This is a genomic window from Maribacter confluentis (assembly GCF_030505015.1).
Taxonomy (GTDB): domain Bacteria; phylum Bacteroidota; class Bacteroidia; order Flavobacteriales; family Flavobacteriaceae; genus Maribacter; species Maribacter sedimenticola.
Genome location: NZ_JAUKUC010000001.1, coordinates 3,856,886 through 3,870,781, shown reverse-complemented (window position 1 = coordinate 3,870,781; position 13,896 = coordinate 3,856,886). Strand labels below are relative to the sequence as shown.

Genomic DNA, 13,896 nt, shown 5'->3' with positions numbered 1-13,896 from the left:
ATCGACTATTAAAAATAATTCTTGAAATTTTAAAGTTTAATAGCTCCTAGTGGTCTTTATTTATATTACAAATGGTGGTTAACGGTCAAAAAAACTCAAAATAAAAAATCTATTTGTGGTCACTTGACCTAATATAATTTGAAACAGCCGATTCATAACTTAAGGTAATTATACATTTATGTGACATGGACACCTTTTTAAATATTTTCGGTTACAAACAATAGCACAGGAAGAAAACCTATCTAACTCTTTTAGACATGTCATTTTAAAAGCCGTGCAAACTATCTTATGTAATTTTAATGGGTAGGGAAAAAATTTATCACAATAGTTAATAATATGACTAAAATTTAAATCTCTTTTTTAACTAATAATAAAGTTTTTTAAAATAGTCATTTAATCTTATTTATTTTCTCTCTAAAACAGAGATAATATTTATATTTATTGTTTTCCCCCGGCTATGACAAACTTTAAATATGAAAAAGCCGAATTCTACACAGCGATTTTTTACAAATCGAGAAAAACACTTCATTTCGTTTAAAAATGCGATAAAAAATTTAAACACCAAAAAACTTAGTATTTTATCATTTTATGGTGTTGGAGGAATTGGTAAAACAAGACTGAAAAAAGAATTGATTAAAACTATTGCAGAGGATAAAAGTTATATGATTTCCAGTAGCTTAGACTTTCAACAAGTAGAATTTAGAAATGTTTCTACAGCTATGCACATTTTATATAAAGATTTGAAATCTAAAGGAATTAATTTTCCAACATTTGAGGTGGCTCATGCAGTGTGCTGGCAGAAGTCACATCCAGAACAGTCCTTAAGACAAAGTAGTTTGCCATTTATTGAAGAAGGAAGTATTGTTTTTGATATTATTTCGATAGCACAAGATGTTCCAATAGTTGGAATTTTACCTAAGATTGGTTCCTTAATTTATAAGGTTAAAAAAGAATATAATAAATGGTGGGCAAAATATGGCGAAAAGGAGTTACAGAATTTAAGTGAACTTCAACCATATGAGATTGAAAGGTCTCTACCTTACTATTTTGCAGTTGATTTAAACCATTATATCGAAAACTCACCAGACAAAAAAATAATATTTTTTTTAGACACCTTTGAATCACTGTGGGAGAATCATCATGATAGAAAGGCTGAAAAATTTTTTTCTAAAGATAAATGGCTAAGAGAATTAATTAAATATGTCCCACAGGTGCTTTGGGTAATATTAGGGAGAGAGCAATTAAGATGGCAAGAAATTGATAGTGATGTTAATTGGTTTAATTATATACAGGAATACTCATTAGGAGAATTGGCTTTTAAAGATGCTGAAAAATTTCTTTTAAACTGTAATGTAAAAGAAAAAGAAATTCGTGAAAGGATTATAGCCACTTCAAAAGGACTTCCTTTTTACCTGGATTTACAAGTAGATACATATAAAATAATACTTGATAATGACAATATTCCAAAAGTTGAAAAATTCGGTAAAAATTATAATGATATTCTAGTCCGTTTTAGTAAATATTTATCCGTTGCAGAAATAGAAACTTTAAAAATTCTTTCTTGTACAAAAATTTGGAATTACGAAATTTTTAAAAAAATTATAAAAGAATTTCAAACAGGGTTTCCTTTGACTTCATTTAAGGAATTGTTGACTTTTTCATTTATCAATCAAATTAATCATAATAATAAAGAAGATTTCTTCTCCATTCATGAAATCATGCGTTCTCATTTAAAAATTAATCTAGATAATGAAATAAGGAAAGATATTCATAGATTTCTATTTCAATATTATCAAGACCAATTAGAACTAGAATCAATAAATTTAATTGAAATTAATCCATCAGCACAATATTTAATTGAAGAAGCTATTTATCACAAAAAAAAATGTTCTGACTTTGATGATTTTTGCGAATGGTTATTATTACTTTCAAAAAAACTTTATGGGGAAAATAAATCTACTTCTGTTCAGGAATCTTTAATTAAAGCGCTTACAACTTTAGATATTGAAAAAAAATATACGCTATCAATAGAGATGTGCTATGAAATAGCTCGCCTTTTTTCTTGGAAAAATGATGATTTTGAGTCTGTAAATGAATATACAGATAAAGGAATCAAAATATTGGAGAAAGTTATAAAGTCTAAATATTCTTCAAACGAAGATACTGTCATTAAAGAAGAGCCTGAGCTATTAAAATTAAAAGTTGATTTATTATTAGAAAAAGCTTCAGTTTTTCATGACTTGGACCTAAATTTCGATGCTTATAAAAAATATCAAGAAGCAATCATTCTAGGAAAAAAAATTAATTATCCAATCAATCTTCTAGGATATTCTAGAGTCTTACTAGAGTTAGGTAAGGTTCCAGAGGCCGAGGGTTATTTTTACAGTCAACTAACAATTCACTTGAAAAATGGTGATTTGGAAAATCAAGCATTGTATTATAATGAATTAGGCAATACGTTTTTGAGTCAAAAAATGCACACTCAAGCATATAATTATTTCAATGAATCTTTAAATATTTACCAAAATATAAAAGATGATAATCATCGTTATGTTTTTATAGTTAAAAAAAAATATGCTGAATCTTTAATATATCTTGGAAAAGCGCAAGAAGCTAAGTCAATCTTACAAAACATTTTAGAATGGTATAAAAAAAATTACGGGGAAAATTATTTTGAAATTGGATATGTTTATTTAGTGCTTGCCAAAGCTGAAAAGGAGTTAAAAAATTATCAAAATGCAATATATCATTGTTTTAGGTGTATAAAATTTCTCTATCCTAAATTGGGACTAGCAAATAGAGAGGTTGCTAATTCACAAGTATTATTCTGCGAAATCTTCCAAACAATAATTAAAGAAAAGATTAACAATAAAATTGAATACCTAACTGAAGATGAATTTAATTTTTATTACAATTCATATTCAACCTTAATTGAACAATTTGAATTTTCTTTTTTAAATGATTTCAATACTATACAGATTGTCTTTGGCTATTCCGGTAACTTTCTGAGCGATTATTTTGAAATTCTCCATCAATATTACACTCTAAATCAAAATAATGGAAAGATTAATAATTTAAATAGGAAAAGGTTAGAAAGTGAGCGAATTTTTTCAGAACAATTTCGATTTAGATTATTTGAGAGCAAAGAAAAACTAGAAGTCCTTGATGAAGAGAGAGTTCAATTAAAAAGAAAATTAAAAAATGAAATAGGAATTATAATTGATTCTTCTGTTAGAATATATATGAGCCCATTGTCATTTTATAAAAAAGGATGGGTGTATCATTTAATTTATATTAATGAGATAGTTAAATATATAGTGGAGTGTGATAATAAGCTTTACTGTTTAGATTTTACTAATTATCCCATTTACGACATGAATAAAGAGTTTTTGATTTTTTCTGGCGAAAACATCATGGATTATATCTTTTTCTTTTTTGATGGGGTCAAAGGTCGACATGGTAAATTTTACATACCACATAATAAAAATGATATACCATTTAAAATGGATATGGAAATAGACGAGAAAACAAAAGAATTAATTCGAACTAATATTCAAACTGCAAGAATTATTGAAATTACAAAAAATGAAATTATTGTTGAAAGCAATTTGTTTTTTTTAAGAAGTTTAATGAAAGTAACAATAATTGTTGATAACAATGGCTTTTGTAAAATGAAAGATGAAAAAATAATTCTAGAAAATCTACCAATTGAATATGAGCCACAAATTAGAAAGGTTAAAACTACTGATGATCAAATCGTTTTAAATATTATTTCTTTCTTAGAAATTAGATTAAAAACATTACGTCGTGAAGACGTTGACATTCAATTATTTTTGGATATTGAAAATAACATTAAAACTATTTTAGCAAATAAAGATGAATTAAAAAATTATTATGAATTAGTTTCTAGCGTATTTGATAATTCATTATTTATAATGGAAAAATATGTTAAGCCCACTTATGACAATGAACTGGTCTATATAAAAGAGGTAGGACAAATGTTAAATATAATGAAACAAGTATCTGATAAATCGGAATTAATAAAGACTAGGAAAAGAATAGTTTATAATTATAGATATAAAGGAGAGTTAGAAAGTAAAGGCTTAAGTACATTAGATAAAACTGAAATTGAAGATTTTTTAAGCGATAAATTAAATATTAAAATTTATGATTATAAAATTTCACAATACAAATTATCATTTTTTGACAAAACAAAATTATATCAAATAAATTCCGAACAATTTAAAACACATTATATTTTAAAAAACGAAAAAGAAATTTATTTATTAGATTCAACCAATAGACCTATTTATTCTCTAAGTAATAAGGACTTTAAATTATCTGAAATGACAGTAATGAATTATTTATACTTCTTTTTTGATAGTGTTATTGGCCGTCATGGAAAATTTTATATTCCAATATCTATAAACGATATTCCATTTAACAATAAAATAAAAAATACAAGTTCCTCAAAATCCCTCATCAAATCAAAAATAAAATCTCTAGAAATAATCAAAAGTAATGACTCTGAAATTTTAATATTAGGTTCCACATTTTTTAAAACATCGTTATTTAACTGTCAATTTAAAGTTGATAAAAATGGAATTTGCTCAATATCTAAAGAAGAATTGGTCCTAGATGATTTACCTATACTGATTACTTAATTAATAAAAAGGGAATTATTAATCCTAAATAAATAAAATACTTTTTTCACTTGGATTAGACATTAAATTTTTCATTTAAATGTTAACCATAATTATTTTTAATATCCCTTTTGATATCATTAAATTTGAAATAATTTAAGAGACCTAAATATTCTCAATAAATTACTAAGTGAATTCAGCGTACCTTTGTTAACAACATACCGGCTCCAATTTGTAATGTTTTCAGTCCTATTTGTACCTTATTCCTCTTTAACATCCATAAAATAAGGAATTACAATTCCTGTATCGGAAAATAAAAACCATTAAAATATATGTTCAGTTTTTTTACTAAAAAGCATTTTTTAATTGACCATTTAGAAGGTTTTATTGACATTCACAATCATATTCTTCCGGGCATAGATGATGGAGCCAAATCTGTTGAAGATTCAATTAAGCTTATTAAAGGGTTTAATGACTTTGGTGTTACGGATTTTATTTGCACACCACATATTATGGAAAATTATTATCCAAATGACCCTACCACCATTAATAAAGCTCAATTGCTTTTAAAGAATGGTCTAAAAATGAATGGTCTCGATCATGTTAATATTGATGTTGCTGCAGAGCACATGATAGACTCAGGTTTTGAAAAATTAATGGACGATAAAAAAATGATGCCATTGGCGAAAAATTACTTATTAATAGAGATGTCTTACCTACAAGCTTCTATTAATTTTAACCAAGCGGTATCCATGATTAAACAAATTGGATTTCATCCTATTTTAGCTCATCCAGAACGTTATGCATACTTGACAAGTAAAAAAAACATTTATGCCCATTATAAATCCGAAGGTATTTTTTTTCAACTTAATATGTTGTCTCTAGGAGCACTGTATGGCAGTACGGTGCAAAAAACCGCATTCAAACTTTTGGAGGACCAAAAATTTGATTTTTTAGCTTCTGACGTCCATCACATTAATCATATTAATGAACTAAAGAACATAAAAGTTAAAACAAAACATAAAACAATTATTGAATCTTTGGTACATAATACTAATTACCATTTTTTACATTAAGCACTACTCCCTTTTAATCAACACTCTTTTCTGCAACCTTGCGCCACTCAATGAATTGGCAATAATATAATAAGTCCCGGAGTTATAATGGCTAACATCTATTTTTACGGATTCATTATCTAAAACATTGATTGCTTTAAGTAATCTACCTAGTGTATCATAGATTTCTATATAGTCTACTTTTATTTCATCATTAAAATTGACCGTCAGTAAATCCGATACCGGATTTGGAGATATGATCATTTTATGTGATTCCTCTTCTACATTGTTCTGCGAATATTCCGTAAATACATTGTCATTTCGCTGTAAGGATTTTGATGTAGCATTATTTCCGCTAAGGTTGATCACCTCCAGGTTGTCGTAGTACGCCGTGCCGGCGGAGCCGATGGCATAGTTGCTGAACATCCATAGGTCGATCGTCGATATCCCGGAGGGAACCGTAAAAGTGGACTCGTAACGGCCCCACGTGGGGCCATAGCTGAAGGAGGCCAGCGAGTTGTTGGGGGAATCGTCACGGTTCACCTCCAGACGTGCGGCGCCGCTGCCGTCCATCCCGTCAAGGCCGATGAAGAGCTCGTCCCCGGCGGAGATGCCGTAATCGGACAGGCGGATCGTTAGGCGGTAGTGGCCCCAGGGCTGGCCGGGGTCAACGTTGACCACCTCGATACCGCAGGCACTGCCGTTGGTAACCGTGTCCGTTCCGTTGACGGCGTCCACACCCCCGACGAAGTCGCCAAGGGGAAGCGAAAGGCCCGCTGCGTCGTTCGTAAGCCCGGAAGGGCATTCCACGAAGCAGTCCAGGCCCTCGTCGACCTCACCGTCGCAGTCGTTGTCGATACCGTCGCATACCTCGGGACTGCCCGGATAGGAAAGCGCCTCGCCGTCGTCGCAGTCGGTCCCGTCGAGCACATAGCCCTCGGGGGCGTCGCATGCCTCCACCGATGACCCCGGGTCGCCGTAACCGTCCCCGTCGGCGTCCAGGTAATAGGCCGTAAGGGAAAAGCCCTCGTCGACCTCGCCGTCGCAGTCGTTGTCGATACCGTCGCATACCTCGGTGTTGCCCGGATAGGAAAGCGCCTCGCCGTCGTCGCAGTCGGTCCCGTCGGGCACATAGCCCTCGGGGGCGTCGCATGCCTCCACCGATGACCCCGGGTCGCCGTAACCGTCCCCGTCGGCGTCCAGGTAATAGGCCGTAAGGGAAAAGCCCTCGTCGACCTCGCCGTCGCAGTCGTTGTCGATACCGTCGCATACCTCGGTGTTGCCCGGATAGGAAAGCGCCTCCCCGTCGTCGCAGTCGGTCCCGTCGGGCACATAGCCCTCGGGGGCTTCGCATGCCTCCACCGATGACCACGGGTCGCCGTAACCGTCCCCGTCCGTATCGGCATAATAGCGCTGGTAGCCATCTCCGCCGCAGGGGGGCGTGGCGCTAAGGTTGATCACCTCCAGGTTGTCGTAGTACGCCGTGCCGGCGGAGCCGATGGCATAGTTGCTGAACATCCATAGGTCGATCGTCGATATCCCGGAGGGTACCGTAACGGTGGACTCGTAACGGCCCCACGTGGGGCCATAGCTGAAGGAGGCCAGCGAGTTGTTGGGGGAATCGTCACGGTTCACCTCCAGACGTGCGGCGCCGCTACCGTCCATCCCGTCAAGGCCGATGAAGAGCTCGTCCCCGGCGGAGATGCCGTGGTCGGACAGGCGGATCGTTAGGCGGTAGTGGCCCCAGGGCTGGCCGGGGTCAACGTTGACCACCTCGATACCGCAGGCACTGCCGTTGGTAACCGTGTCCGTTCCGCTGACGGCGTCCACACCCCCGACGAAGTCGCCAAGGGGAAGCGAAAGGCCCGCTGCGTCGTTAGTAAGGCCGGAAGGACATTCCACGAAGCAGTCCAGGCCCTCGTCGACCTCACCGTCGCAGTCGTTGTCGATACCGTCGCATACCTCGGTGTTGCCCGGATAGGAAAGCGCCTCCCCGTCGTCGCAGTCGGTCCCGTCGGGCACATAGCCCTCGGGGGCGTCGCATGCCTCCACCCAGTTCTCCGGGTCGCCGTAACCGTCCCCGTCGGCGTCCAGGTAATAGGCCGTCAGGGAAAAGCCCTCGTCGACCTCCCCGTCACAGTCGTTGTCGATACCGTCGCATACCTCGGGACTGCCCGGATAGGAAAGCGCCTCCCCGTCGTCGCAGTCGGTCCCGTCGGGCACATAGCCCTCGGGGGCGTCGCATGCCTCCACCGATGACCCCGGGTCGCCGTAACCGTCCCCGTCGGCGTCCAGGTAATAGGCCATAAGGGAGAAGCCCTCGTCGACCTCGCCGTCGCAGTCGTTGTCGATACCGTCGCATACCTCGGTGTTGCCCGGATAGGAAAGCGCCTCGCCGTCGTCGCAGTCGGTCCCGTCGGGCACATAGCCCTCGGGGGCTTCGCATGCCTCCACCCAGTTCTCCGGGTCGCCGTAACCGTCCCCGTCCGTATCGGCATAATAGCGCTGGTAGCCATCTCCGCCGCAGGGGGGCGTGGCGCTAAGGTTGATCACCTCCAGGTTGTCGTAGTACGCCGTGCCGGCGGAGCCGATGGCATAGTTGCTGAACATCCATAGGTCGATCGTCGATATCCCGGAGGGTACCGTAACGGTGGACTCGTAACGGCCCCACGTGGGGCCATAGCTGAAGGAGGCCAGCGAGTTGTTGGGGGAATCGTCACGGTTCACCTCCAGACGTGCGGCGCCGCTACCGTCCATCCCGTCAAGGCCGATGAAGAGCTCGTCCCCGGCGGAGATGCCGTGGTCGGACAGGCGGATCGTTAGGCGGTAGTGGCCCCAGGGCTGGCCGGGGTCAACGTTGACCACCTCGATACCGCAGGCACTGCCGTTGGTAACCGTGTCCGTTCCGCTGACGGCGTCCACACCCCCGACGAAGTCGCCAAGGGGAAGCGAAAGGCCCGCTGCGTCGTTAGTAAGGCCGGAAGGACATTCCACGAAGCAGTCCAGGCCCTCGTCGACCTCACCGTCGCAGTCGTTGTCGATACCGTCGCATACCTCGGTGTTGCCCGGATAGGAAAGCGCCTCCCCGTCGTCGCAGTCGGTCCCGTCGGGCACATAGCCCTCGGGGGCGTCGCATGCCTCCACCCAGTTCTCCGGGTCGCCGTAACCGTCCCCGTCGGCGTCCAGGTAATAGGCCGTCAGGGAAAAGCCCTCGTCGACCTCACCGTCGCAGTCGTTGTCGATACCGTCGCATACCTCGGTGTTGCCCGGATAGGAAAGCGCCTCCCCGTCGTCGCAGTCGGTCCCGTCGGGCACATAGCCCTCGGGGGCGTCGCATGCCTCCACCCAGTTCTCCGGGTCGCCGTAACCGTCCCCGTCGGCGTCCAGGTAATAGGCCGTCAGGGAAAAGCCCTCGTCGACCTCCCCGTCACAGTCGTTGTCGATACCGTCGCATACCTCGGGACTGCCCGGATAGGAAAGCGCCTCCCCGTCGTCGCAGTCGGTCCCGTCGGGCACATAGCCCTCGGGGGCGTCGCATGCCTCCACCGATGACCCCGGGTCGCCGTAACCGTCCCCGTCGGCGTCCAGGTAATAGGCCGTAAGGGAGAAGCCCTCGTCGACCTCGCCGTCGCAGTCGTTGTCGATACCGTCGCATACCTCGGTGTTGCCCGGATAGGAAAGCGCCTCGCCGTCGTCGCAGTCGGTCCCGTCGGGCACATAGCCCTCGGGGGCTTCGCATGCCTCCACCGATGACCCCGGGTCGCCGTAACCGTCCCCGTCCGTATCGGCATAATAGCGCTGGTAGCCATCTCCGCCGCAGGGGGGCGTGGCGCTAAGGTTGATCACCTCCAGGTTGTCGTAGTACGCCGTGCCGGCGGAGCCGATGGCATAGTTGCTGAACATCCATAGGTCGATCGTCGATATCCCGGAGGGTACCGTAACGGTGGACTCGTAACGGCCCCACGTGGGGCCATAGCTGAAGGAGGCCAGCGAGTTGTTGGGGGAATCGTCACGGTTCACCTCCAGACGTGCGGCGCCGCTACCGTCCATCCCGTCAAGGCCGATGAAGAGCTCGTCCCCGGCGGAGATGCCGTGGTCGGACAGGCGGATCGTTAGGCGGTAGTGGCCCCAGGGCTGGCCGGGGTCAACGTTTACCACCTCGATACCGCAGGCACTGCCGTTGGTAACCGTGTCCGTTCCGTTGACGGCGTCCACACCCCCGACGAAGTCGCCAAGGGGAAGCGAAAGGCCCGCTGCGTCGTTCGTAAGGCCGGAAGGGCAAGACTCATCTATTTTGTCTTCCTCTACGTTGACATATAAACTTTTGGTATCCGTTAACCCACTATCATCTGTTACAGTTAAGAAAACTTCAAAATTACCGACAGAACTGAAAGTATGTTGTGGATTTGCAACACTTGATGTTGTTCCATCCCCAAAATTCCACGCGTAAGTAGCTACACCTATATCGTCAGTTGAATTACTTCCTGTAAATTGAACATTCAAAGGGGCAATTCCAGACACCTTATCTGCTGATAATATTGCAGTGGGACCACTATTGTCATTTGAACCGTTGACGGTAATATATGCAGTTTTTTCATCTTTTAATCCGTTATAGTCATATACCGTAAGGCTAACTAAATATACACCTGGCACTTCATAAATGTGAGAAGGGTTCGGAACATTGGAAGTAGTTTGATCCCCAAATCTCCAAATATAATTATCGATACCATCTAAAATATCACTATCATACGAAGTACTTGAATCGAATACAACATTTAGGGGCGCATTTCCTATTATAGGACTAGCTGTAAAATTTGCCGTCGGAGGATGGTTACCTCCAGTAGCGGTTAAATTAATAATCTTTAAATTATCAAAATATGCTATACCGGGAGAGTTAGCTGCATAATTACTAAACAACCAAATATCAAAGGTTTGGGTATTTTCAGGAACTACAAAAGAAGATTTAATGGTCGACCAATTTTGTGAAAAATTTCCGCTAATCAACGGAGGTCTCGAATTGGTATTATTTTGACGTATTTCATATCGTGGAGATACTTCACCTTTACCATCCAATTCAATGGAAATTTCATCACCGGCTTGAATACCAAATTGATTTAAATTTACAGATATAGTAAAACGTGCAAATGGTTCATTTATATCGTTATTCACAATTTGTAAAGCACATTCAGAACCATTAGTTTCTATATTGGTTCCATTTGCCTCGTCCAGACCAGTGTTTAATACACCTGAAGTTATGAATATTGAACTATCCCCATTTGGTAAATAACCAGGACATCCCTCTTCGGAATTTTCTTGAACTAAATTAAAGTATATGGTGGTGGGACATCCAGCTGGAGTAGTCAAGACAAATTGACCTTCATTGGATGTATCGACCAATCCATTATTTCTATCTGGATTGTTCCATGGTGCCAAACCAAAATCCGGTGTCACAAATGTATCTATTTGATAAGCATTTTCCTCCGTAAATTTATCCGCATCTTGAAGGTTACTATAAGTTGGTCCGTCATACTGAGGTGTAGTCAAAATATACTCCCCTGTGTATTCTGGAGTTGGTCTAATAAAGACTTCAGAACCAAGTGGAGCAGTGACAACGTTACTCGTTATCCAAGTACCGTTTACGCCTATTTTATATTGAGCGGTAAGGTAATTCCCTTCACAAATGGTAATATTAGGATTGTTGGTATTTAACCCTTCTTGGTACATAGCCCTTATTTCGGCAGGTTCCAATACTTTATTATAAACTTTTAACAAATCTATTTTTCCACTTATTTCATCCGTAATACCGCTTGTATTCCCATAGTCAGGAATACCATCAATATCTGAAGCTGATGGGTTACTTGGGTCATCTGGGTCATACCTGTGATCATAAAAACCTGAGACGGTATATTTACTTTGTCTCAGCCCATTATTATTCATATCTATTAAACCGCTTACCTTTCTATTACAAACCTCTACCCCATTTGCATAAAGTATTGCAGTATTGCCGTCATATGTTGCCGCTAGGTGCACCCAAGTATCCAATGGGGCATATCCTGCATAACAGTCTAATGGACTGTTTGCATTAAAGGCCCATTTGTAAAGTGTGTTATGAAAACCAAAGAAAAGTTGTGGATAATCATGACTAAAAATTCCGACATTTGCTATTTTTCCATTGGCTTCGGGAATACCACTATTGCTATTTCTATATACCCAAGCTGATATAGTAATAGAATTTGCCGTGGAAGCCAACTCATCGCTATAATCTATTTCCAGTAATGAATTACTGTTAAATTCCAAGCCATCAAATTCAATAGCATTTCCAATAATACCATCTGACCATGAAAATTGATTTGGCTGTACCACGTCCCCATCATTATCTCGCTGTACAATTGTACCATGATGTCCATATTGCGAATTATCTAGGGCATTTAAATCTTCATCAGATCCATCAAATTGCATATCCAATACCAAGTTGGGATTATAAATAATTGGTGCTTCTGAACCTATCTGTATGGTATGTGCAATGGATGGAACACCGTTTGCATTTATTCCAAAAAGCATATAATACCCAGGCGGCAATAATTCCCGCTCCGGAATTTCTATATTATATATATTCCCGTTGGCAGTAAAATCAACAGGAATTCTACGTTGCTCATTATTTGTAGAATGTGTAGCTGCGGAAAAACGTATTAAGCTAAATTGTTGTATTCCAGGTGTAGCTTCTATATTAATTGTGGAATCATAACCTGAACTTTCAGGTCCATTGATTATCTCTGGCCTTTCCGCCAAAGTATTATCAGGATTAAATAAATATGGAGGACTATATATTTCAGCATCCATATGGTTAACACAATCCTCGGTACTATCACAAAGACCACCACCACCTACAAAAACCCTACCGTCTACCATTAGTATGGCTACACTATGGTAAGTACGCGGTATCTGCATGGCTGCTACTGAGCGCCAACCGGTATTCTCATTAAAAATTTCAGCTCCTTTTACCGCAGTAACATCGGTAAAAACAGCTGCATATTCCAATCCTCCTGTTACAATTACTTCACCATTTGGCAATACCGTACTATTATGCATAGTTCTAGGTCTTGACATATTGCCTACATATGACACATTGGGCATATCTCCAAAACCGATACCATTTAAATCGATAATAAATGAATTGTCCCGTGCAGGAACGGTTCCTATGTCATCATCACCATATGCTCCTGCCCCACCAGTTTTTAAAATCTTACCTTTATCAAACATTACGGTATTTCCTTTCATGGAATAATAATCCCGTATGTTCTGATTTACATCTTGTCTTATCCCCGCTTCGATTATCGATCCCCCAGGCACGTCGACATCGACCCAATGCATCATTTCACTAGGGCCTGCATGAAATAATTTTCCGTTGGGTGCGGGCCATAACCACACATGGTTATCAATTCTATAGTTTCCTTGATTCTCTTCCGCATAATCTGCACCTACAAAAATATCCTCGCCATGAACATTGGATAATTTTTGCCAACCGGTTAAAGTAGAATAGCGCTCCGCATTCCTGTTACCATAAAAGCCTCCGCTCCATGAGCCGCCGATTGTAAATACAGAACCATCCTTTAAAGTAACATTACCTTGATAACCCCTAGGTATATTCATTTGATCGGCAACGGTCCAGGAATTGGTCCTCCAATCATAGATACTAGTTTTTTCACTACTGGTACCGCCTGCGGATAAAATTCTACCATCGGCTAGATTGTTAATACCGGGACAGAACATATCATGATCCGTATTGCTCGTAAATGATCCTAAAGCAGCACCTTTACCATCAATACCCCCTTTGGGATCAAATAACTCTGTAAAGGTAGTTCCATCACCTTCTACTACAAAAGTATCCCTAAATTGAGAAGACCATGTTATTAAATTCCCATTGGGTAAATTAGCGACCGCCACTGGTACAATACCGAACTGAATCGGATTGCTCCATTCACCTTCAACACTCTTATTTTGAGCGGTCAAAAATTGAAAATTAAGAAAAAGGATAAATATCCATATTGTAGATATGCGAATGCTCCCCATAGTAAAAAAAGTGTAATATTAAAACATTGGGGGATTCCCATAAATTTAACCAATATGAAAAATCTATGGGAACAAAAATTGGATTACTCGATGAATATGGCAATTATTACGATAAACGATCTCTACCC

3 protein-coding genes are annotated in these 13,896 nt (G+C 40.5%); 2 read left to right on the top strand and 1 reads right to left on the bottom strand.

Annotated features, from left to right (window positions below; translation table 11 throughout):
• The first annotated feature begins 473 nt into the window (after positions 1–473).
• Entirely contained in the window at positions 474–4,664 is a 4,191-nt protein-coding gene (locus tag Q2T41_RS16900; RefSeq protein WP_304437041.1) for a tetratricopeptide repeat protein, read from the top strand.
• Positions 4,665–4,975: 311 nt separating this feature from the next.
• Positions 4,976–5,719: a tyrosine-protein phosphatase gene (locus tag Q2T41_RS16895; RefSeq protein ID WP_304437040.1), complete on the top strand. Its 744-nt coding sequence runs from the start codon at positions 4,976–4,978 to the stop codon at positions 5,717–5,719.
• A gap of 3 nt (positions 5,720–5,722) precedes the next feature.
• Here the strand turns inward: Q2T41_RS16895 and Q2T41_RS16890 are convergent, their stop codons facing one another.
• Positions 5,723–13,768 (bottom strand): MopE-related protein, encoded by an 8,046-nt coding sequence (locus tag Q2T41_RS16890; RefSeq protein ID WP_304437039.1) that lies wholly within the window; start codon positions 13,766–13,768, stop codon positions 5,723–5,725.
• Positions 13,769–13,896 lie beyond the last annotated feature (128 nt).

Excerpts from the sequence above, each read along its gene's own strand:
- Q2T41_RS16895 (WP_304437040.1), top strand. The coding sequence starts at position 4,976 with ATGTTCAGTTTTTTTACTAAAAAGCATTTTTTAATTGACCATTTAGAA.
- Q2T41_RS16900 (WP_304437041.1), top strand. The coding sequence starts at position 474 with ATGAAAAAGCCGAATTCTACACAGCGATTTTTTACAAATCGAGAAAAA.
- Q2T41_RS16890 (WP_304437039.1), bottom strand. The coding sequence starts at position 13,768 with ATGGGGAGCATTCGCATATCTACAATATGGATATTTATCCTTTTTCTT.